Origin of the sequence: Pseudomonas sp. YJ42 (assembly GCF_047225135.1) — a bacterium.
Taxonomy (GTDB): domain Bacteria; phylum Pseudomonadota; class Gammaproteobacteria; order Pseudomonadales; family Pseudomonadaceae; genus Stutzerimonas; species Stutzerimonas stutzeri_E.
In genome coordinates, this window is the sequence record NZ_CP178378.1 from 4,714,063 (window position 1) to 4,735,657 (window position 21,595).

Annotated in this window: 18 protein-coding genes and 2 pseudogenes; 4 read left to right on the top strand and 16 right to left on the bottom strand. The window is 60.8% G+C overall.

Annotated features, from left to right (window positions below; all coding sequences use genetic code 11):
- Positions 1-75 precede the first annotated feature (75 nt).
- A complete protein-coding gene (gene hemN, locus ACL0K2_RS21915; protein ID WP_045161467.1) occupies positions 76-1,458 on the bottom strand; it encodes an oxygen-independent coproporphyrinogen III oxidase in 1,383 nt (460 codons plus the stop codon).
- Positions 1,459-1,649: 191 nt separating this feature from the next.
- Between hemN and nadE the strand changes: the two genes are divergently transcribed.
- Positions 1,650-2,477 (top strand): ammonia-dependent NAD(+) synthetase, encoded by an 828-nt coding sequence (gene nadE / locus ACL0K2_RS21920; RefSeq protein WP_045161468.1) that lies wholly within the window; start codon positions 1,650-1,652, stop codon positions 2,475-2,477.
- A 57-nt stretch (positions 2,478-2,534) separates the two neighbouring features.
- Here the strand turns inward: nadE and ACL0K2_RS21925 are convergent, their stop codons facing one another.
- The 12 genes from ACL0K2_RS21925 to ccoN (ACL0K2_RS21980) form a co-directional block, all read right to left on the bottom strand.
- Positions 2,535-3,263 (bottom strand): sulfite exporter TauE/SafE family protein, encoded by a 729-nt coding sequence (locus ACL0K2_RS21925; protein WP_045161469.1) that lies wholly within the window; start codon positions 3,261-3,263, stop codon positions 2,535-2,537.
- On the bottom strand, positions 3,256-3,465 hold the full coding sequence (gene ccoS, locus ACL0K2_RS21930) for a cbb3-type cytochrome oxidase assembly protein CcoS (protein WP_239612028.1): 210 nt from the start codon (positions 3,463-3,465) through the stop codon (positions 3,256-3,258). The genes ACL0K2_RS21925 and ccoS overlap by 8 nt, the downstream gene beginning before the upstream one ends.
- Before the next feature lie 49 nt (positions 3,466-3,514).
- Positions 3,515-5,959 carry a heavy metal translocating P-type ATPase gene (locus ACL0K2_RS21935; RefSeq protein WP_413043409.1) on the bottom strand — a complete coding sequence of 815 codons (2,445 nt, stop codon included), beginning with the start codon at positions 5,957-5,959 and terminating at the stop codon, positions 3,515-3,517.
- A gap of 7 nt (positions 5,960-5,966) precedes the next feature.
- Positions 5,967-6,470, bottom strand: a complete 504-nt coding sequence (locus ACL0K2_RS21940; protein WP_045161472.1) for a FixH family protein — start codon at positions 6,468-6,470, stop codon at positions 5,967-5,969.
- An 11-nt stretch (positions 6,471-6,481) separates the two neighbouring features.
- Complete coding sequence (gene ccoG, locus ACL0K2_RS21945; protein ID WP_413043410.1) at positions 6,482-7,894, bottom strand: cytochrome c oxidase accessory protein CcoG; 1,413 nt, start codon at positions 7,892-7,894, stop codon at positions 6,482-6,484.
- A 136-nt stretch (positions 7,895-8,030) separates the two neighbouring features.
- Positions 8,031-8,948, bottom strand: coding sequence for a cytochrome-c oxidase, cbb3-type subunit III (ccoP, locus tag ACL0K2_RS21950; RefSeq protein ID WP_045161474.1), 918 nt, complete (start codon positions 8,946-8,948; stop codon positions 8,031-8,033).
- Positions 8,949-9,131 carry a cbb3-type cytochrome oxidase subunit 3 gene (locus ACL0K2_RS21955; RefSeq protein WP_413043411.1) on the bottom strand — a complete coding sequence of 61 codons (183 nt, stop codon included), beginning with the start codon at positions 9,129-9,131 and terminating at the stop codon, positions 8,949-8,951. It lies immediately after the preceding gene.
- Positions 9,132-9,137: 6 nt separating this feature from the next.
- Entirely contained in the window at positions 9,138-9,749 is a 612-nt protein-coding gene (ccoO, locus tag ACL0K2_RS21960; RefSeq protein WP_045161476.1) for a cytochrome-c oxidase, cbb3-type subunit II, read from the bottom strand.
- A 12-nt stretch (positions 9,750-9,761) separates the two neighbouring features.
- Entirely contained in the window at positions 9,762-11,189 is a 1,428-nt protein-coding gene (ccoN, locus tag ACL0K2_RS21965; protein WP_045161477.1) for a cytochrome-c oxidase, cbb3-type subunit I, read from the bottom strand.
- Positions 11,190-11,544: 355 nt separating this feature from the next.
- Positions 11,545-12,480: a cytochrome-c oxidase, cbb3-type subunit III gene (ccoP, locus tag ACL0K2_RS21970; RefSeq protein ID WP_239612032.1), complete on the bottom strand. Its 936-nt coding sequence runs from the start codon at positions 12,478-12,480 to the stop codon at positions 11,545-11,547.
- A 99-nt stretch (positions 12,481-12,579) separates the two neighbouring features.
- Positions 12,580-13,191: a cytochrome-c oxidase, cbb3-type subunit II gene (ccoO, locus tag ACL0K2_RS21975; protein WP_045161479.1), complete on the bottom strand. Its 612-nt coding sequence runs from the start codon at positions 13,189-13,191 to the stop codon at positions 12,580-12,582.
- A gap of 10 nt (positions 13,192-13,201) precedes the next feature.
- Complete coding sequence (ccoN, locus tag ACL0K2_RS21980; protein WP_413043412.1) at positions 13,202-14,626, bottom strand: cytochrome-c oxidase, cbb3-type subunit I; 1,425 nt, start codon at positions 14,624-14,626, stop codon at positions 13,202-13,204.
- A gap of 82 nt (positions 14,627-14,708) precedes the next feature.
- Between ccoN (ACL0K2_RS21980) and ACL0K2_RS21985 the strand changes: the two genes are divergently transcribed.
- Entirely contained in the window at positions 14,709-15,392 is a 684-nt protein-coding gene (locus ACL0K2_RS21985; protein WP_045161482.1) for an alpha/beta family hydrolase, read from the top strand.
- A 78-nt stretch (positions 15,393-15,470) separates the two neighbouring features.
- Here ACL0K2_RS21985 and ACL0K2_RS21990 read toward each other — a convergent pair.
- The 3 genes and pseudogenes from ACL0K2_RS21990 to acnA all read right to left on the bottom strand — a co-directional run.
- Positions 15,471-16,007 (bottom strand): annotated as a pseudogene (locus ACL0K2_RS21990) (methyl-accepting chemotaxis protein); the annotation flags it as partial.
- A 702-nt stretch (positions 16,008-16,709) separates the two neighbouring features.
- Positions 16,710-17,039: pseudogene (locus ACL0K2_RS21995) on the bottom strand (PAS domain-containing protein); the annotation flags it as partial.
- 186 nt (positions 17,040-17,225) lie between these two features.
- Positions 17,226-19,901, bottom strand: coding sequence for an aconitate hydratase AcnA (gene acnA, locus ACL0K2_RS22000; protein WP_045161484.1), 2,676 nt, complete (start codon positions 19,899-19,901; stop codon positions 17,226-17,228).
- 300 nt (positions 19,902-20,201) lie between these two features.
- Here acnA and rlmM point away from each other — a divergent pair, with 300 nt between their 5' ends.
- Both rlmM and tusA read left to right on the top strand, forming a co-directional pair.
- On the top strand, positions 20,202-21,248 hold the full coding sequence (gene rlmM, locus ACL0K2_RS22005; protein ID WP_413043413.1) for a 23S rRNA (cytidine(2498)-2'-O)-methyltransferase RlmM: 1,047 nt from the start codon (positions 20,202-20,204) through the stop codon (positions 21,246-21,248).
- A 64-nt stretch (positions 21,249-21,312) separates the two neighbouring features.
- Positions 21,313-21,564, top strand: coding sequence for a sulfurtransferase TusA (gene tusA, locus ACL0K2_RS22010; RefSeq protein ID WP_045161485.1), 252 nt, complete (start codon positions 21,313-21,315; stop codon positions 21,562-21,564).
- The last annotated feature ends 31 nt before the right edge of the window (positions 21,565-21,595 follow it).

Consider the following 21,595-nt stretch of genomic DNA (forward strand, 5'->3'; position numbering starts at 1 on the left):
ACGGGACGCGCAAGATTAACTCAGGCACGGGACATAGGCCAATTGGCACAAGGGTCGCAGGTCGGTTTTTAAGGATTAGATGGCTTGGGAAAGACGCGGAGCGGAGCGTACAGACAGGTAACGGTCGAACAGCATGCACACCGAGTGGGCCAATAGACGTCCGGTTGGCGGGATGACAATGGCGTCATCCTGCAGTTGAATGAGGCCATCGGCGGCCATCTGCTCCAGGGCTGGCCAGATCGTCTCGAAGTATGTCTTGAAGCCGATCCCATGGTCCCGCTCGATTTCTTCGAAGTGCAGCTCGAAATTGCACGCCAGTGCCTGAATCACCCGGCGTCTGATGTGATCGTCTTCATTGCAGCGCAGTCCGCGAACCGTTGCCAATTGACCCTGGTCCAGCGTCTGTTGGTAGAGGGTGATATCGCTGTTGTTCTGGCAGTACAGGTCACCAATCTGGCTGATCGCCGAAACGCCCAAGCCGATAAGATCGCAGTAGCCGTGGGTGGTATAGCCCTGAAAGCTGCGTTGCAGTTTGCCGTCTTCTTGGGCCATCGCCAGTTCGTCGTCAGGCAGGGCGAAATGATCCATGCCGATATAACGGTAACCGGAACGGGTCAGCCGTTCCGTGCTGTGTTGCAGCATCGCCAGCCTGTCCGCCGACGCCGGGATGTCTGCGGCGTCGATTCGTCTTTGTGTCATATACCGTTCAGGGGCATGCGCATAACTGGATACGGTTACGCGGTCCGGTTGCAGGGCAATGACAGCATCCACTGTTTGCGCGAAACGTTCCGGCTTCTGTAGCGGCAATCCATAGACGAGATCAATCTGTATCGTTCGGTATTGCAGGGTTCGAGCGGCTTCGATGATCGTCTGGGTCTGCTCGAACGTCTGCACTCGATTGATGGCCCGCTGCACCGCCGGATCCAGGTCCGGCAGGCCGATGCTGACGCGGTTGAATCCGAGCTCGCGTAATAGCCCGAGGGTCGGCCAGTCCGCATCACGCGGATCGATCTCGATGCCGAAGTCTGCGTGATCGTCGTCCTGCAGACTGAACTGCTTGCGCAGGTGAGCCATTAACTGTCGCAATTGCTCATGGCTTAAGAAGGTCGGTGTGCCGCCACCGAAAAATAACTGTTCGACCACCTGATCAGCGCCGAGGTGACAGGCGATCATCTCGATTTCCTTTTCCAGGCGCTGCAGATAAGAAGACGCTCGTCCGCTATCGTCGGTGATGACCTTGTTGCGCCGGCAGTGGTAGCAGACGCTGGCGCAGAACGGTAGATGAACGTATAGCGAAAGCGGCCGGCTGGCATGCCGGCTGCGACGCAGCGCGTGCAGCAGGTCAAACGAACCCAGGCTGCCGCTGAACTGGAATGGCGACGGGTATGACGTATAGCGTGTCCCGGGCTGATCGTAACGATGGATCAGATCGGCATCCCAGCGAATGGCGTCGAACATCTTACGTTCTCGGTTGACTGCGGTGACGGGATTCTAGGATGCACGCCGCCACGCAGACTTGACCTGTATCAAGCGAGCTCGGACCGGCAGCGGACGCCGGACCGGTGGGCGCAGGAGGAGATTTATTCGCTGGATTGTGGTCGATTAGTCAAACTAGGATCCCGAATCGTCCACTCGCACAGGAGAACTCCATGCACAGCCGCCAGCAAGAGATCGCTGCCGCCCTCAACGTTTGCTCGCCCTTCGACGGCCCTGCCGCTGTACAGGCTGAGATCGACCGGCGTGTCGCCTTCATACAGTCATGCCTGCGCGAGTCTGGCCTCAAGACGCTGGTTCTGGGAATCAGCGGTGGCGTCGATTCGACCACTGCCGGCATGCTCGCGCAGCGTGCGGTCGAAGGCATGCGTGCCGCTGGAGAAGGAGACGATTACCGCTTCATCGCCGTCCGCCTGCCGTATCAGGTTCAGCACGACGAAGACGAGGCGCAACTGGCGGTCGATGCGATCAAGCCGGACGAATGCCATACGGTGAACATCGGCGCCGCTGTGCAGGGATTGTCGCGAGCGACCGAGGCGCTGGAGGCGCTGACGCCCGAGAAGCGCGACTTCGTGCTGGGCAATACCAAGGCGCGGATGCGCATGGTGGCTCAGTACACCATTGCCAATGCACGCCAAGGCTTGGTCATCGGCACCGATCATGCGGCCGAAGCAGTGATGGGATTCTTTACCAAGTTCGGTGACGGTGCCTGTGATCTCACGCCCCTGGCTGGCTTGGTCAAACACCAGGTCAGAGAGCTGGCCGCCGCCTTAGGGGCGCCTGAGCAATTGGTGAAGAAAGTCCCTACGGCCGACCTGGAGGAGCTTTCGCCCGGCAAGCCGGACGAAGACGCGCATGGCGTGTCCTATCGGGATATCGATGCCTTTCTGCAGGGCCAGTCTGTGCCAGACGAGGCGGCTCGCATCATCGTCGACACCTACGACAAGACCGCGCACAAACGTCAGCTACCTAAAGAGCCCTGACGGATCGAGGCCAGGGGCACGCTTGTCGGACATTGCCGGTATGCCCTGAGCGTGCCGCTAATGGTGAAGATGTGCGGGCGCCTGCTGTTGGGGCGCATGAGTGCCGTGGCCCATGAGCCATTCTTGATGTGGGCCTGGCAATGTCCACAGGCCGAACACAATCACCATGGTTCCGCCGAGCATGCGCACGCCGCGTTTGCGTAGCATGGCAGTTAGGCGATCGGCAGCCAGGCCGGTGGCCAGGAGCACGGGCCAGGTGCCGATACCGAATGCCAACATTAGCAGTGCACTGTCCAGTGCGTTGCCCTGGCTTGCTGCCCAGAGCAAGGTGCTATAGACCAACCCGCAAGGCAACCAACCCCAGAGGGCGCCCAGCAACAGTGCTCGCGGCAGGCTCCTGACCGGCATCAGCCGGCTGGCAAATGGCTGGATATGGCGCCACAGGCCCCGCCCCAGCGCTTCGATACGCGTCAGGCCGCTCCACCAGCCTGCCAGATACAGGCCCATGCTGATCATCAGGAGCGCGGCTACGACGCGCAGCGCCATGGCGGCAGGGCTGTTGGCGACCGCCCAGCCGGCCAGCCCGATGAGCAGACCGGCACTGGCGTAGCTGAGGATTCGACCCAGGTTATAGGCGACCAGCAGGCGCAGGCGTCTGCCCCTTTGCTCCGGTGGAATCGCCATGGTCAAAGCACCCATCAACCCGCCGCACATGCCCAGACAATGCCCTCCGCCGAGCAGGCCGAGGACCAGGGCAGACACTAGCAGTGGCAGCAGTTCAGCCACGATCGGTTTTCCCTTTGTCGCTGCCGCCATCCGCCTGCTCGACGCCGGCGCGGTGCTTGGGATCTTCCTCATCGAACAGGATGCTATGAGCGGGGCCGTCCAGATCATCGTACTGACCGCTGTCGACTGCCCAGAAAAAGACCCAGATGGCCAAGGCGACCAGAACCACGGCGACGGGAATCAGAATGTAAAGTGCGGCCATATGAGCCTCCAGAGCGTTACGGCAAGGCAGGGCGGACCAAGCGAGGCTTTTATCCTACGCTAGCCAGGGCTGGCTGATGGTGGGCGGAAGGACTCGGCAGTCGGGTCAGCCGCAAGGCGTTCAGTACCACCAGCAGCGAGCTCGCCGACATACCCAGGGCTGCCCATAGCGGGGTAACCCAGCCGATGGCGGCAAATGGCAGAATCAGGCCGTTGTAAAGACTCGCCCAGGCCAGGTTTTCGATGATGATTCGACGGCTGCGACGGGCCACGGCGAATGCCTGCACCAAGCTGTCGAGACGGTTACTGAGCAGGACCGCGTCGGCGCTGGTCTTGGCCAGATCGGTCGCCGAACCCATGGCCACACTGATGTTCGCAGCCGCCAGCACCGGTGCGTCATTGACGCCGTCACCCAGCATCAACACGCGACGGCCTTCGGCTTGCAGCCGTTGCAGGTGGGTGAGCTTGTCGGTCGGGGTCATCCCGCCATGTGCTTCGGCGATGCCGAGCTGGCGAGCGACCTCATCCACCATCGGCGAGCTGTCACCGGATAGCAGGACGGTTTTCCAGCCACGACGTCTGCACGCATCCAGTAGTGCGGGCGCGTCCTCGCGCAGGCGATCCTGGAGTACCAGCCACGCCAGCGGTCCCTGCATGTCGCCCAGCAGCAGCCATTGGCCATGGTCGCCCGGAATAGCCGGGGCAGTACCGGCGTAGCCGGCGGCAACGAAGTCGGGCTGACCAATGCGCAGGACGCGTCCATCGACCGAGCCCTGCAGACCCAGCCCGGGGACGTTGTCCACTGCATCGGCTGCTTGCGGCGCTCGGCCGAACGCTTTGGCGATCGGATGCTCGGAGCGGTTCTCCAGCGCGGCAGCCAGCGCTAGGCAGGCGTCGCCATCCAGGTCGGCCAGGGGGCGAACCTCGCTCAGGGTCAGGCGCCCTTCGGTCAGGGTACCGGTCTTGTCGAAAATCACCGTGTCAATGTGATTGAGTCCCTCGAGCACGTGCCCGCGAGTGAGCAATAGGCCAAGCCGGTGCAGCGTTCCGGTCGCTGTGGTCAATGCCGTTGGGGTCGCCAGCGACAACGCGCAGGGACAGGTGGCAACCAACAAGGCGAGAACGATCCAGAACGCGCGTTGCGGATCTATCTGCCACCAGACGAAGCCGACTACGGCGGCGGTCAGCAGCACGATCAGCAGGAACCACTGTGCGACCCGGTCGGCCAGTTCGGCCAGTCGGGGTTTGTCCGACTGGGCGCGTTCGAGCAGAGTCACGATGGCGGACAGGCGGGTGCCGTCGCCCAGAGCACCCACCTCGATGATCAGGCCGCCCTCAACGTTGAGGGTGCCGGCGGTGACGGTGTCACCGGTGCCTCGTGCCTGTGGCAGATATTCCCCGGTGAGGACCGATTCGTCGATGCTCGATTGTCCATGGACGATACGACCATCGGCCGGGATCAATGCGCCAGGATGCACCAACACGCGATTGCCGAGCTGCAGCTCGCTGAGCAAAATGCGCGTCGTTTGGCCGTCTTCAGAGAGTTTCAGACAGGACGTCGGCAACAGGTTGACCAATTGCGCGGTCGCCGCGGCGGTGCGTTCCCTTGCACGGCGCTCCAGGAAGCGCCCGGCGAGCAGAAACAGCGCAAACATACCTACTGCGTCGAAATACAGATCGCCCTGGCCGGTCACGGTCGACCAGATGCCTGCGACGTAGGCGCCGCCGATGGCCAAGGAAACCGAGACATCCATGGTCAGATGGCGGGTGCGTAGATCCCGTAGCGCGCCCTTGAAGAAGTCGGTACAACAATAAAAAACGATAGGGGTGGTCAGCAGCAGGGCGGTCCAGCGAAGAATGCTGGCCATGCCTGGCGAGAGGTCGATGTTGAACTCTGGCCAAGTCGCCATGGTTGCCATCATGACCTGCATCCAGAGCAACCCGGTCACTCCCAGTTGACGCATGCTGCGACGGTTTTCCTGTGCGAGGCGCTCTGCCGCCTGGTCGGCCTGGTAGGGATGCGCGGCGTAACCGATGCGTCGGAGCTCAGCGAGCAGCTCGCTGAGCGGCAGGGCGGCATCGCTCCAGCGGACCCGCAGGCGGTGATTGGACAGGTTCAGGCTGGCCTCGGCAATTCCGTCGAGTCCGCGTAGATGTTTCTCGATCAGCCAACCGCAGGCGGCACAGCTGATGCCTTCGATCATCAGGGAGGTGCTGGCCAGTTCGCCTTCGTGCTGCACGAATGGCTGCTGCACGTCCTTGCGATCATAGAGGGCCAACTCTTCGGCGAGTGCCTGTGGCAGAGCGTCGGGATTGATGGAGGCGTCGCTACGATGCAGGTAGTAGCTTTCCAGTCCGCCCTGAACTATCGCTTCTGCGACCGCCTGGCAGCCAGGACAACACAGCGCCCGCTGCTCGTTGAGCACGCGGGCGTGGAAGGCGCTGCCAGCAGGAACAGGAAGCCCGCAGTGGTAGCAGGGAGTAGGACTCGCCATCGACCGATCAGTGGCTCAGCTTGAGCGTTTGGCCGCTTACGATTTCCTTTTCCTCGAACAGGCGCCAGTCCTGGTCGCCCTCTCGGCCGAGTAGCTCGACGAAACGTCTACCGGTGACCGGCTCCTGCATTTGCCCCTGGTAGAAGCCATCACCCTGGGGCTGGAGCACAATGCGGCGATCGCGCTCGGGCTGAGTGGGGGAGATCAGATTGAGCACCAGTTGCTGCGGCCCGCTGTGACCGCTCAGTTGCACCTCGGCCAGCCCTCGCGCGTCGTTCAGGACGATATTCGCCTGCATTTGCAGGCGCTCGGCGAGCTTCTCGCGCTCCAGTGACTGGTTAATACCCTTGCCGGCATCGTAATAATTGTCCGAGACCAGGGTGTCGGAATTGCGGATCGCGATGGTCAACATCGAGGTGCCGAGGATGACCGAGAGCAGCAGGATGCCAATGACGAACCAGGCCCAGAACTGGGTATACCAACGGGTGTTTTCGAGGTCGGGATTGCTCATGTACTACCTGTTCAGCGAATGCTTGGGCCGATAAAACGGCTTTCTGCTTCGTCTTCGATTGCGGAGTCGTCTGCCGATCTGATGTGGAAGACGATGTCGTTGGTGCTCGATGGAAGTTGTTCCGGTGCGACCGAGAGCTCCACCGGAACGGTGACCAGCTCACCGGCCTCGGCACGGATTTCGCGACGCCCCTCGTATTGCAGGCCATCAAGACCGGTGGCCTCGATGATGAATGTCTGCTCGTTCTGCGCCTTGTTCATGACCTTCAGCGTATAGACGTTCTCGATTCTGCCTTGCTCGTTCTCGCGATACAGCACCCGATCCTTGAGCACATCGAGCTTGACCAGGGAGCGATCGCTCACCGCGTAGCCGAACACGCTCATCATCGCGATCAGCGCGACGGCGTAACCGATCAGGCGTGGCCGCACGAGGTGGGTCGTCTGTCCGGACAGGTTGTGTTCGGTGGTATAGCTGATCAGCCCGCGCGGGTAGTTCATCTTGTCCATGATAGTGTCGCAAGCGTCGATACAGGCCGCGCAGCCGATACATTCGATCTGCAGACCGTCACGAATGTCGATGCCGGTGGGGCAGACCTGGACGCACATGGTGCAGTCGATGCAGTCGCCGAGGCCCATGGCCTTGTAGTCGGCGTCCTTCTTGCGGGGTCCACGGCGCTCGCCGCGGCGCGGATCGTAGGAGACGATCAGGGTGTCCTTGTCGAACATCACGCTCTGGAAGCGCGCGTAGGGGCACATGTAGATGCACACCTGCTCGCGCAGATAGCCGGCGTTGCCATAGGTCGCCAGAGTGAAGAAGCCCACCCAGAATGCCGCCCAGCCGCCAACCTGAAGTGTGAACAGATCCGGCACCAGTTCGCGGATTGGCGTGAAGTAACCGACGAACGTGATGGCAGTGGCCAGCGACACGGCCAGCCAGATGGCATGCTTGCCGATCTTGCGGGTGAGCTTGTTGGCACTCATCGGCGCTTTATCGAGCTTCATGCGCTGATTGCGATCACCCTCGGTGACCTTTTCCGCCCACATGAACACCCAGGTGAACACGCTTTGCGGGCAGGTGTAACCGCACCAGACGCGACCGGCGAATACGGTGATGAAGAACAGGCCGAAGGCACAAATGATCAATAGCGCGGAGAGCAGGATAAAGTCCTGCGGCCAGAACGTTGCGCCGAAGATGTAGAACTTGCGCTCGGGCAAATCCCAAAAGACCGCCTGACGCCCGTTCCAGGTCAGCCACACGGTTCCGAAATAGAGAATGAACAGCAGCGCGCCGCCGACGAGTCGCAGATTGCGAAACAGGCCGGTGAAGGAGCGGGTGTAGATTTTTTCGCGAGCAGCGTAAAGGTCGGTAGACGAGGCGACCTTGGCAGGAGGGGTTACATCATGAACGGGGATTTGCTCGGACATCGAATACGTACCACGGCGGAGGGTGAGTGTCCCGGTCGATACGTGCCGGCCGGGATCTTTTGCTTACCTGCTGCGAATGGTACGCCTCGATTGTTGATATCAGGTGCGACCGTCGGTCGCGCCTGAATCAGTCGGATCAGTTCTCCGACTTCTGCGAGAGGCTGTACACATAAGCGGCCAGCAGGTGCACTTTGTCGTTGCCAAGGTGTTCTTGCTGGGCTGGCATGCGCCCGTTTCGACCGTAGCGAAGCGTCTGCTGAATCTGTCCGAAGCTCGAGCCGTACAGCCAGATATTGTCGGTCAGATCGGGCGCGCCCATTGCCTGAGTGCCTTTGCCTTCAGGGCCATGACAAGCTACACAGTTCGTCGCGAAGATTTTTTGACCCTGCTCAATATCGGCGCTGATGCCCTCGGGAACGTCACGGCCGGACAGGCTCCGAACGTAACCGGCAACGTTGCGAATGCCTTCCTCGCCCAGCACATCGCGCCAGGCCGGCATGGCTGCCTGACGGCCTTCCATGATGGTGGTTTTGATGGTTTCAGGCGCGCCACCATACAGCCAGTCGTTATCGGTCAGGTTAGGGAAGCCATAGGCGCCTTTGGCGTCAGAGCCGTGGCAGACGGAGCAGTTGGAGGCGAACAGTCGTCCCCCCATTTTCAGGGCCTGCGGGTCCTGGGCAACTTCTTCGACCGGCATCGCCGCGAACTTGGCGTACAGCGGACCGTATTGCTCGTTGGCCTTGTCCACTTCGCGCTGCCATTCCTTGACTTGGGTCCAGCCGCCCTCATAGCCGGGCAGGAGACCTTTCCAGTTGCCGAGGCCCGGGTACAGGGCGAGATAGCCAAGGGCGAAGATCACGGTGGCGACGAACAGCATGAACCACCAGCGTGGGAGCGGATTGTCATACTCCTCAATGCCATCGTAGGAATGGCCAACGGTTTCTTCGGTACTGTCGTGGCGTTGTCCCTTGCGAGTCGCGAGCAGCAGCCAGACCAGTGCGGCAATGGTCCCCAGGCTCAACAGGGTGATGTACCAACTCCAAAACGTGGTCATTTATTTCTTACTCCTGGAAGCTTCTTCTTCACGCTTCTTGGTGTCGGGCTCATCTGCGAAGGGCAGGTTGGCGGCTTCATCGAAGCTTTTCTTGCGCTTGCTGCTGTAGGCCCATAGCACGACGCCAACGAAGGCGACGAAAACCAGAACGGTGCCCAGACCGCGGAGAGTCCCGATATCCATCGTGCGTTACCGTTTGTTGGTGAGTGCAGTGCCAAGTACTTGCAGGTAGGCGACCAGGGCATCCATTTCGGTTTTGCCCTTGACCGCGTCCTTCGCACCGGCGATGTCTTCTTCGGTGTAAGGCACGCCCACGCTGCGCAAGGCTTCCATCTTCTTGGCTGTGTCCTTGCCGTCGAGGCTGTGCTCGACTAGCCAGGGGTAAGAAGGCATCTTCGATTCAGGCACAACGTTGCGCGGGTTGTAGAGATGCGCGCGGTGCCAATCGTCGGAGTAACGGCCGCCGACGCGGGCCAGGTCCGGACCGGTGCGCTTGGAGCCCCACAGGAACGGATGGTCGTAGACGCTTTCGCCCGCGACGGAGTAGTGGCCGTAGCGCTCGGTCTCGGCGCGGAACGGACGGACCATCTGCGAATGGCAGCCAACGCAGCCTTCGCGGATATACAGGTCACGACCTTCCAGCTGCAGCGCGGTGTAGGGCTTCATGCCTTCCACCGGCTCGTTGACCACGTCCTGGAAGAACAGCGGGACGATCTGGGTCAGACCGCCGATGCTCACCGCCAGGACCATGAACAGGGTCAGCAGACCGACGTTCTTTTCAAGTATTTCGTGATTCTTCATTTATTCGTTCCCTCAGGCGATCTGCGCGGCAGCTTCGAGTTCAGCCGGCTTGGCGGCACGCACGGTGCGCCAGGTGTTGTAGGCCATCAGCAGCATGCCGGAGAGGAAGAATGCACCGCCCAATGCGCGAACCATGAAGCCAGGATGGCTGGCCTCCAACGCTTCGACGAAGGAATAGGTCAGGGTGCCGTCTTCGTTGATCGCACGCCACATCAGGCCCTGGGTAATGCCGTTGACCCACATCGAGGCGATGTAGAGCACGGTGCCGATGGTGGCCAGCCAGAAGTGCGCGTTGATCAGACCGATGCTGTACATCTGTTCACGGGCGAAGACTTTCGGAATCAAGTGATAGATGGCGCCGATGGAAATCATCGCCACCCAGCCGAGGGCGCCGGCGTGTACGTGGCCGATGGTCCAGTCGGTGTAGTGGGATAGCGCGTTGACGGTCTTGATGGCCATCATCGGACCTTCGAAGGTCGACATGCCGTAGAACGCCAGGGAGACCACCAGGAAGCGCAGGATCGGATCGGTGCGCAGCTTATGCCAGGCGCCGGACAGGGTCATCATGCCGTTGATCATGCCGCCCCAGCTCGGTGCCAGCAGGATGATCGACATCACCATGCCCAGGCTTTGCGCCCATTCAGGCAGTGCGGTGTAGTGCAGGTGGTGCGGACCGGCCCAGATGTACAGGGTGATCAGCGCCCAGAAGTGAACGATCGACAGGCGATAGGAATAGACCGGACGGCCAGCCTGCTTGGGTACGAAGTAGTACATCATGCCCAGGAAGCCGGTGGTCAGGAAGAAGCCCACGGCGTTGTGGCCGTACCACCACTGCACCATCGCATCGGTCGCGCCCGAGTAGATCGAGTAGGACTTGAACCAGGTAACAGGTACTTCCAGGTTATTGACGATATGCAGCATCGCCGTCACCAGGATGAAAGCGCCATAGAACCAGTTGCCTACGTAGATGTGGGCAGCCTTGCGCTTCATGATGGTGCCGAAGAAAACTACCGCATAGCTAATCCAGACGATAGCCAGCAGGATGTCGATAGGCCATTCCAGCTCAGCGTATTCCTTGGAGCTGGTGAAGCCCTGCGGCAGTGTGATCACGGCCAGAACGATGACCGCTTGCCAGCCCCAGAACGTGAAGGATGCGAGTCCGTCGGAGAACAGGCGGGTCTGGGAGGTCCGCTGAACCACATAGAAGGACGTGGCCATCAATGCACAACCGCCAAACGCGAAAATCACTGCGTTGGTGTGCAGCGGGCGCAAACGACCGAAGCTGGTCCAGGGCAGGTCGAAGTTGAGTTCAGGCCACACCAGCTGTGCGGCGATAAACACACCTAGGCCCATTCCGATAATTCCCCACACCACCGTCATGATGGCGAATTGGCGAACCACCTTATAGTTATATGCAGTCTCACTTATTGCTGTGCTCATGCAAGGCTTCCACGCTAAAGGCATATCAAGGGGCAAAAACGGCGGCAAGTATGGAGAAAGGAGGGGGGCAATGCAATCGACGCCCAGGCCATCTCGTGCCGTTCGGACCCTGATCCCAAGCGTTTTCCATGCTCTTTGCAGGGTCGTTTATCACATCATGCCGATGTGCTGAATCGAGGGTTTCGCCTTGTAGTTCTGCGGGGGTTCGGCGAGTGGCAAGACTATAGAAGGAGTCAGGCTGATGGGCAAAGATGGCAGAGGCTGGACGGTCTGCGACAGAGCGTCGCACTGCCACCTTTTGGGGCGGGAATTGATACAGAACAGGGCGGTACGACCTACCGCCCTGTAAGAGGTTTTACTGCTTCGCCAGGCGTTCTGGGTGTTGCGAAAGGCTGTACACGTAGGCGGCCAGCAAGTGCACTTTGTCGTTCCCCAGATACTGTTCCTGCGCCGGCATCTGACCGTTGCGTCCGTGACGAATGGTCTGTTGCAGCTGCGGCAGGCTCGAACCATAGATCCAGCCGGCGGGGTTGGCCAGGCTCGGCGCGCCCAATGCGGCTGTGCCTTGACCGTTAGCGCCATGACAGACCGAACAGGTCTGCGCATACACCTGGGCACCTGCTGCCATATCTGCATCACTGCCTTCCGGCAGGGGCAGACCGGCCAGATCAGCGCGCACATAGGCTGCGACATTCTTCACGCCGTCTTCACCGATGACCTGTCCCCATGCCGGCATCGCCGCAACGCGACCGTGGAGGATTGTCGCCTTGATGGTTTCCGCGTCGCCACCCCAGCGCCATTCACTGTCCGCCAGGTTGGGGAAGCCGTTCGCGCCTTTGGCATCGGAGCCGTGACAAACCGAGCAATAGTTGGCGAACAGACGACCGCCGATCTTCAAGGCCCGTTCGTCTTGGGCGACCTGCGCGACTTCCATAGCGGAGTACTTGGCGAAGATCGGGCCGAATTTCGCATCAGCCTGGTCGACTTCGTGCTGCCACTGCTTGGTTTGGGTCCAACCGCCCTCGTAGCCTGGGAGTACGCCTTTCCAATTGCCCAGGCCGGGATAAAGCACCAGATAGAGAATGCCGAACACCAGCGTGCCGATGAACAGCATGAACCACCACTTGGGTAGCGGGTTGTCATATTCTTCGATGCCATCGAAGGAATGACCCATGGTCTTGTCGGTCGTGCCGGCGGACTCGCCCTTGCGGGTGGCGAAGATCAGCCAGAACAGAGCGACAATGGTGCCCAGCGTCAGCAGGGCGATGTATCCACTCCAGAAAGCGTTCATTTGTTACTCCTGGACAGCCCGAACGCTCGAACTGCCCGCGATGTTAGGTCCCTGACGGCTGCCCCTGCAGCGCGTCGTTCTCGATAGCCTGGTGTTGTGTCAGCGCTTGTTCTGCAGCGCGGTGCCGAGCACTTGCAGATAAGCCACCAGCGCGTCCATCTCGGTTTTGCCCTTGACGGCAGCTTCGGCGGAGGCGATGTCCTCGTCGCTGTAGGGCACACCAACGGCGCGCAGCGCTTTCATTTTCTTGGCGGTGTCCTGGCCATCGAGCGTGTCCTCCACCAACCATGGGTAGGAGGGCATCTTCGACTCGGGCACGACGTTGCGCGGGTTGTAGAGATGCGCGCGGTGCCAGTCGTCGGAATAGCGGCCGCCGACGCGGGCCAGGTCCGGGCCGGTACGCTTGGAGCCCCACAGGAAGGGATGGTCATAGACGCTCTCGCCGGCCACCGAATAGTGACCGTAGCGCTCGGTCTCGGCGCGGAATGGGCGGATCATCTGCGAGTGGCAGCCAACGCAGCCTTCGCGGATATACAGGTCACGACCTTCCAGCTGCAGCGCGGTGTAGGGCTTCATGCCTTCCACCGGTTCGTTGACCACGTCCTGGAAGAACAGCGGCACGATCTGGGTCAGGCCGCCGATACTTACCGCCAGCGCCATGAACAGGGTCAGCAGACCGACGTTCTTTTCGAGTATTTCGTGCTTCTTCATTATCGATTCCTCAGGCGATCTGCGCGGCGGCGGCGTATTCGGCTGGCTTGGAGGCACTTACCGTGCGCCAGGTGTTGTAGGCCATCAGCAGCATGCCGGCGAAGAAGATCGCACCGCCGATCATGCGCACCACGAAACCGGGGTGACTGGCTTCCAGTGCTTCGACGAAGGAGTAGGTCAGGGTGCCGTCTTCGTTGATCGCGCGCCACATCAGGCCTTGGGCGATGCCGTTGACCCACATCGAGGCGATGTAAAGCACGGTGCCGATGGTGGCCAGCCAGAAATGTGCGTTGATCAGGCCGATGCTATGCATTTGCGGCCGGCCGAAGACTTTCGGGATCAGGTGATACAGCGCGCCGATGGATACCATGGCAACCCAGCCGAGGGCGCCGGCGTGTACGTGGCCGATGGTCCAGTCGGTGTAGTGGGACAGCGCGTTGACGGTCTTGATGGCCATCATCGGACCTTCGAAGGTCGACATGCCGTAGAACGCCAGAGAGACCACCAGGAAGCGCAGGATCGGGTCGCTGCGCAACTTATGCCAGGCGCCCGAGAGAGTCATCATGCCGTTGATCATGCCGCCCCAGCTCGGTGCCAGCAGAATCAGCGACATCACCATGCCCAGGCTCTGCGCCCAGTCCGGCAGGGCGGTGTAATGCAGGTGGTGCGGGCCGGCCCAGATATAGACGGTGATCAGCGCCCAGAAGTGGACGATTGACAGGCGATATGAATACACCGGACGTTCGGCCTGTTTGGGTACGAAGTAATACATGATGCCGAGGAAGCCGGCAGTCAGGAAAAAGCCCACCGCATTATGGCCGTACCACCACTGCACCATGGCGTCGGTGGCACCGGAGTACAGCGAGTACGACTTCATCGCGGTGACCGGCACTTCCAGGTTGTTGACCACGTGGAGCAGCGCGACGGTCAGGATGAAGCCGCCAAAGAACCAGTTACCTACATAGATGTGCTTGACCTTACGGGTGGCCAGGGTGCCGAAGAACACCACCGCGTAGGACACCCAGACGATAGTGATCAGGACATCGATAGGCCATTCCAGCTCGGCGTACTCCTTGGAACTGGTGTATCCCAGCGGCAGGCTGATTGCGGCCAGCAGAATGACCAATTGCCAGCCCCAGAAGGTGAAGGCCGCCAGCTTGGGTGCGAATAGCGTGGTCTGGCAGGTGCGCTGGACGGAGTAGTAGGAGGTCGCGAACAATGCGCAGCCACCAAAAGCGAAAATCACCGCATTGGTGTGCAAGGGTCGCAAGCGACCGAAGCTGGTCCAGGGCAAGTCGAAGTTGAGAAACGGCCAGGCCAATTGCGATGCGATGAGAACGCCGAGCCCCATCCCGACGATTCCCCACACCACCGTCATGATGGCGAATTGGCGGACCACCTTATAGTTGTAGGCGGTACTGGTTGCTGTGTTCATGTATGGGCTTCCATCCACGGTAGTGAGCATGTTTTTGTTGCGCTGAGCGGGACATTTCTTTCGATCGAAAGCGAGGGCAAGGATGGGCAAAGGGCAAATGGCCGGTATTGACGCCGATCAATACTCACAGGGCGGTGAAATTCCGTTCGTCCGGGTCGATCAGCCGCAGGGGGGAGCTCGCAGCAGCCTGATCCTGGCGCATGGCGCGGGCGCGCCGATGGACAGTCCCTTCATGCAGCAAATCACCGAGCGGCTTGTAGCCCGGGGCATTGCGGTGTTCCGCTTCGAGTTCGCCTACATGGCCGAACGGCGGGCGACCGGGCGCAAGCGCCCACCCAATCCGCAAGCGCAGCTGTTGCAGCAGTGGCGGGGGGTATACCAATCGGTGCGACAGCAAACCGCAGGGCGCCTAGCGATCGGTGGCAAGTCGATGGGGGGACGGATGGCGAGCCTGCTGGCCGACGAACTGAAGGTCGAGGCACTCGTGTGTCTGGGGTATCCCTTCTACGCTGCGGGCAAGCGGGAAAAGCCCCGTGTGGCGCATCTAGCCGAACTGCGCACGCCCACCCTGATCATCCAGGGTGAACGCGACGCGCTGGGTGATCGGAATACCGTCTCCGGCTATTCGCTGTCACCCGCGATTCGTTTCCATTGGCTGACGGCAGCCGATCATGATCTCAAGCCGCTCAAGAAGTCAGGGCTGACCCAGGAACAGCACCTGGACAGTGCCGCGGACGTCGTCGCGGCGTTCTTGCTCCGCCGCTGATGGCATCAGTGGAAAGTAGAACGCCCGTCGCAGTCCTGCGAGCGGGCGTGTCGTGTGGCGGCAGGGCCAGGCTCGCATTCAGCGGTTGAAACGCTCCACCAGCGAGTACTGCGATTGCGCCGTGGCGGCCAAGCCCTCGGAAAGTAGCGCCGAGCTCTGTGCATCTCCCGATGTCTGATCGGCGAGGCGAGCAATGTTGCTGACGTTGTGGCTGATCTCCTCGGCAACCGAACTCTGCTGCTCGGTTGCCGAAGCAATTTGCGACGTCATGTCGATGATGCGTTCTACTGCCGTAGTGATGCCCGAGAGCGCCTTGTCCGAATCGATCATCCGTTCTACGCCACGGTTCGCCTGTGCACGGCCTTGCTCCGTCGTCTCGACGGCCTGGCGCGCCTGTAGCTGAAGCTTTTCGATCAATTGATGGATCTGACCCGTGGCGGCAGAGGTGCGCTGGGCTAACTGGCGGACCTCGTCGGCGACCACTGCGAAACCACGGCCGCTTTCCCCGGCACGGGCCGCTTCGATGGCCGCGTTTAGCGCGAGCAGGTTGGTCTGGTCGGCGATGCTTTTGATCACGTCGACCACGGTACCGATCTCATCGCTGTTCTGTGCCAGCTCCGCCACCGCATCGCCGGTTTCCTTCACGGCATGAGCCAGCAGCTCGATAGCCTTGCGGGTTTGGCCACTGATTTCCTGCCCTTGGGCAGCAAGCCGGTTGGCTTGCTCGGTGGCCTCTGCCGCCAGGGCCACGTTGCCCGCGACTTCCTGGGTCGTCGCGGCCATCTGGTTAATGGCCGTGGCGACCTGTTCGGTTTCGTGATGTTGACGAGCCAGACCATCCGAGCAGCTGTGTGCCAACTCATCGGCCTGTTTGGCCTGCTGCTGTAGTTGTACAGCGCTGTCCTGCAGGCGAGTCAGGCAAGTTTTCAGGCGCGCATGTTCGCTGAGCATCGCCATTTCCAGGCGGGCTTCAACGCCATGGCTGTCGGTGTACATCTGTGCGATCAGAGGATCGCTGGTGGATTGCTCGGCCAGGCGCACCAGACGGTTCACCCCGCGCATCTGCCAGTGACGCCCAGCGAGGCCCAGTGGCACGGAAAGCAGCGCGGCCAGCGCAAAGCCCCAAGCATGATCGAACCATGTACCGATCATGAACCCGATCTGGCTGATGACGATGAAGGGTAGCCAGTTGATCGCAACCGGCATCCACTTGTCGCGCTGCGGTACACCGCTCTTGCCGGCGTTGAGGCGCGCATAGAGTGCTTCGGCGCGCTGCACCTGTTCGCGTGTGGGCTTGGTGCGGACCGACTCATAGCCGATGACGGTGCGCTGCATGTCCAGCACCGGCGTTACGTAGGCATTGACCCAGTAGTGGTCGCCGTTCTTGCGTCGATTCTTGACGATGCCCATCCAGGATCTGCCGTCCTTGAGCGTGGCCCACATGTGCGCGAACACGGCGGATGGCACATCGGGATGACGGATCAGATTGTGTGGAGAGCCGATAAGCTCGCTGCGCTCGAAGCCGCTGACTTCGGCAAAGATGTCATTGCAATAGCTGATTTTGCCTTTCAAATCGGTTGTGGAAATCAGCCGTTGCTGGTCGGGGAACGCATATTCGCGCTGGGTGATGGGCTGGTTGTTTCGCATTGGGTACGCCTGGCAGTTCGGGGAGGGCTGGTGCGTGTCTTTCTTGTAACGTGGTCGGCTGACCAACTTTTTTAACGGCCGGCCACTGGATAAATTGAGCGCGGTTCGACAGATGGCCCGCTCAGAGCGAAACGCCCGCGGCAGCTGGGCTGCGAGCGGGCGTTTTGGTGTTACAGGTGACGGGTTTCAGGCTGCGATCAGCTGTCTCAACACATAGTGCAGGATTCCGCCTGCCTTGAAGTACTGCACCTCGTTGAGCGTGTCGATGCGGCAGAGCACCTGGAAGTTATCCCGCGAACCGTCTGCGCGCTGTATATCCACGGTCAGCAGCTGGCGGGGTTTGATATCGGCGCCCAGGCCACGAATAGAGAGCTGCTCATTGCCAGTCAGGCCCAACGACTGCCGGGTCTGATCGCCGACGAACTGTAGCGCCAGCACGCCCATACCGATCAGGTTGGATCGGTGGATGCGCTCAAAGCTTTCCGCAATCACCGCCTTGACGCCGAGCAGGTTGGTGCCCTTGGCGGCCCAATCCCGACTGGAGCCGGTGCCGTATTCCTTCCCGGCAACCACCACCAGCGGCACGCCTTCAGCTTGATAGCGCATCGCCGCATCGTAGATCGACATCCGCTCGCCGCTGGGTTGATGAAGCGTATTGCCGCCTTCTTCGCCGCCCAGCATCTCGTTCTTGATGCGGATGTTGGCGAATGTGCCTCGCATCATCACTTCATGATTGCCCCGACGCGAGCCGTAGGAATTGAAGTCTTCCGGTTTCACCCCCAGTTGCTGCAGATACAGTCCGGCTGGTGAGCTGGCCTTGATGTTGCCGGCTGGCGAGATGTGGTCGGTGGTGATGGAGTCGCCAAACAGCGCCAGGATGCGCGCATTTTCAACATCTTTCGGCGGTGCCGGCGGCTGGCCGATGTCTTCGAAGAACGGCGGGTTCTGCACGTAGCTCGAATTATTGTTCCATTTGTAAGTATCGCCTGCGGTCACGGCAATAGATTGCCAATGCTCATCGCCACTGAACACGTCCGCGTAACGTGTACGGAACATCTGGCCATCGATCTTGCTGACGGCTTCGTTCACTTCGGCGCTGGTGGGCCAGATGTCCTTGAGATAGACCGGACGATTCTGTTCGTCGTAACCCAGCGGGTCCTTGTCCATATTGATTCGCGTGGTGCCGGCCAGCGCGAACGCCACGACCAAGGGTGGCGAAGCCAGCCAGTTAGCCTTGACCATCGGATGCACGCGCCCTTCGAAGTTGCGGTTGCCAGACAGTACCGAGGAGACGATCAGGTCGTTCTCGGTGATCGCCTGGCCGATCGCGTCGGGTAGCGGACCGGAATTACCGATGCAGGTGGTGCAGCCATAACCGACCAGGTTGAAGCCGAGTTGGTCCAGATAGGTCGTCAGGCCGGCGCGCTCCAGATAATCAGTGACCACCTTGGAGCCTGGCGCGAGCGAGGATTTAACCCAGGGCGCGCGTTTCAGGCCGCGCTCGAGTGCCTTCTTGGCCACCAGGCCGGCGGCCATCAAGACGTTCGGGTTGGAGGTGTTGGTGCAGGAGGTAATCGCGGCAATCACCACCGCGCCGTGTTTGAGATCGAAGCTTTCGCCGACGACAGGCACCGCCGTGTCTGCATGCTGAATCTTGCCGCTGGTTTCCAACAGAAGATCGAAGCTGGCACCGATGTCACCCAGCGAGACCCGATCCTGAGGACGCTTTGGCCCCGCGAGGGAGGGCTGGACCTGACCGAGATCGAGCTCCAGCGTAGCGGTGAACACCGGGTCCGGTGAGTTGCTGTCGCGCCACATGCCCTGCGCCTTGCTGTACGCCTCGACCAGAGCGATGCGGTCCGGATCTCGGCCTGTCAGGCGCAAGTAATCGATGGTGATCTGGTCCACCGGGAAGAAGCCGCAGGTGGCGCCGTATTCGGGCGCCATGTTGCCGATTGTAGCGCGATCGGCGAGCGGAAGATGATCCAGGCCCGGGCCGAAGAACTCGACGAATTTCCCCACCACGCCGTGCTTGCGCAGCATCTGCGTGACGGTGAGCACTAAGTCGGTAGCCGTGACGCCTTCGTTGAGCTTGCCAGTCAGGCGCATGCCGATGACTTCGGGGATCAGCATCGACACCGGTTGGCCGAGCATCGCCGCTTCCGCTTCGATACCGCCCACGCCCCAGCCCAGTACGCCGAGGCCGTTGATCATGGTGGTGTGCGAATCGGTGCCGACCAGGGTGTCCGGATAGGCGATGGTTTCTCCATCCTCTTCTTTCGTCCAGACCACCTGACCCAGGTATTCGAGATTGACCTGATGGCAAATGCCGGTACCCGGCGGTACCACGCGGAAGTTGTCGAAGGCCTGCTGGCCCCAGCGCAGAAACTCGTAGCGCTCTCCGTTGCGTTGCATTTCGATCTCGACGTTCTGCGCGAACGAGCTGTTGCTGCCGAAGCGGTCGACCATCACCGAGTGATCGATGACCAGGTCCACGGGTGACAGTGGGTTGATGCGCTGAGGGTCAGCACCGGCACGTGACACCGCATCGCGCATGGCCGTCAGGTCGACCACTGCGGGAACACCGGTGAAATCCTGCATCAGCACCCGCGCGGGGCGATACTGGATTTCGCGTTCCGATGTGTGAGTCTTCAACCACACCGCCAATGAAGTGAAATCGTCGGTGCGTACCGTGACGTCATCTTCCCAGCGCAACAGGTTTTCCAGCAGCACCTTGAGCGAGGTCGGTAGGCGGCTGATGTCGCCAAGCTGCTTCGCCGCTTCGGGGAGGCTGAAGTAGTGATAGGTTTTGCCGTTTACATCGAGGCTTCGTCGGCAATTCAGGCTGTCCAGGGATGGCATTCGTCTCTCCTTGTGCCCGCACGGTCGGGCTGGCTGAGTAGGGAGCGGTCTGTTGAAGCTAGCCCTTGGCGAATCATTTCGCCACGAACGGGCCGCCGATCCAGTTGGCAATGGAATCCGGGCCAAGGCATCGAGTGATGTACAGCAGGCAATGCCGTATGCGGCCGCAATTATTCCGAGGTGACTGTTCACTGGACCGGGGCAGTAAGCCCCGGGTTCCCCAGTCGGCTATCATGCGCGGCTTTGGTCGCAGAGCGCTTCGACGCTATTGCACCTTCGCGCGACAACAGGGTTCGTACCATGAATACATTGCTGCTGCATTGCCGCTCAGGCTTCGAAAACGAAGTCTGCGCCGAGATCAGCGACCAGGCCGCCCGACTGAGCGTGGCCGGCTACGCCAAGGCGAAACCGAACAGTGCCTGCGCCGAGTTTATTTGCAGCGAGCCGGAACAAGCGCAGCGCATGATGCGCGGCGTGCGCTTCGCCCGCTTGATCTTCGTTCGGCAATGGGCGCGTGGCGAGCATCTGGCATTGCCAGAGACCGACCGTATCGGCGTATTGCTCGAACACCTCAAGACCTACCCAGTATGCGGCAGCGTCTGGCTCGAGGTGCTGGATACCAACGACGGCAAGGAACTGTCGAACTTCTGCCGTAAGTTCGAGGCCCCGTTACGCAAGGCGCTGACCAAAGCCGGGCGGCTGGTCGATGGCCCGGGGCCGCGCCTGCTGCTGACTTTCAAAAGTGGTCGCGAGGTATTTCTTGGCATTGCCGAGGCAGAGAACAGCGCCATGTGGCCAATGGGCATTCCCCGTCTGAAGTTCCCTCGGCAGGCGCCGAGCCGCTCGACACTGAAACTGGAAGAGGCCTGGCACCACTTCATTCCCCGTGACCAGTGGGATACGCGATTGGCGCCTGGGATGACCGCAGTGGACCTGGGTGCCTCGCCAGGCGGCTGGACTTGGCAGTTGGTCAACCGGGACATGGAAGTGATGGCGGTGGATAACGGTCCGATGAACGAGGAATTGCTCGAATCCGGTCTGGTCGGCCATTACCGAGCCGACGGGTTCGCTTTCCGTCCGAAGCGGCCGGTGGACTGGATGGTCTGCGATATCGTCGAGAAGCCGGCTAAGAATGCCGCCCTGCTGGAAACCTGGATCGGTGAAGGTTTGTGTCGAGAGGCGGTGGTCAACCTCAAGCTGCCAATGAAACAGCGTTACGCGGAGGTGAAGCGTCTGCTGGAACGCATCGCCGATGGGCTTGCCGAACGAGGGGTGAAAGCGAGCATTGGCTGCAAGCAGCTTTACCATGACCGCGAGGAAGTGACCTGCCATTTGCGTCGCCTGTGACGCGGCAGCGGGTGACCGCATGATCTGTCTGGGCGACAATGCCGTTCTGTTTTAGGAGCCTGTGATGTCTCAATCTGCTGAACTGTCTGCCGACGCGGTGCTCGATGCCAGCGGCCTGAACTGTCCCGAGCCAGTGATGATGCTGCACAACAAGGTGCGCGGACTCGGCGGCGGCGAACTGCTCAAGGTGATCGCAACCGATCCGTCCACCCAGCGTGATATCCCCAAGTTCTGCGTGTTTCTCGGGCACGAGCTGGTGGAGCAACAGATCGAAGAGGGCACCTATCTCTACTGGATCCGCAAGAAGACCGACTGAGCGTGCTGCTCGGTCTGAAACCATCGCCGGG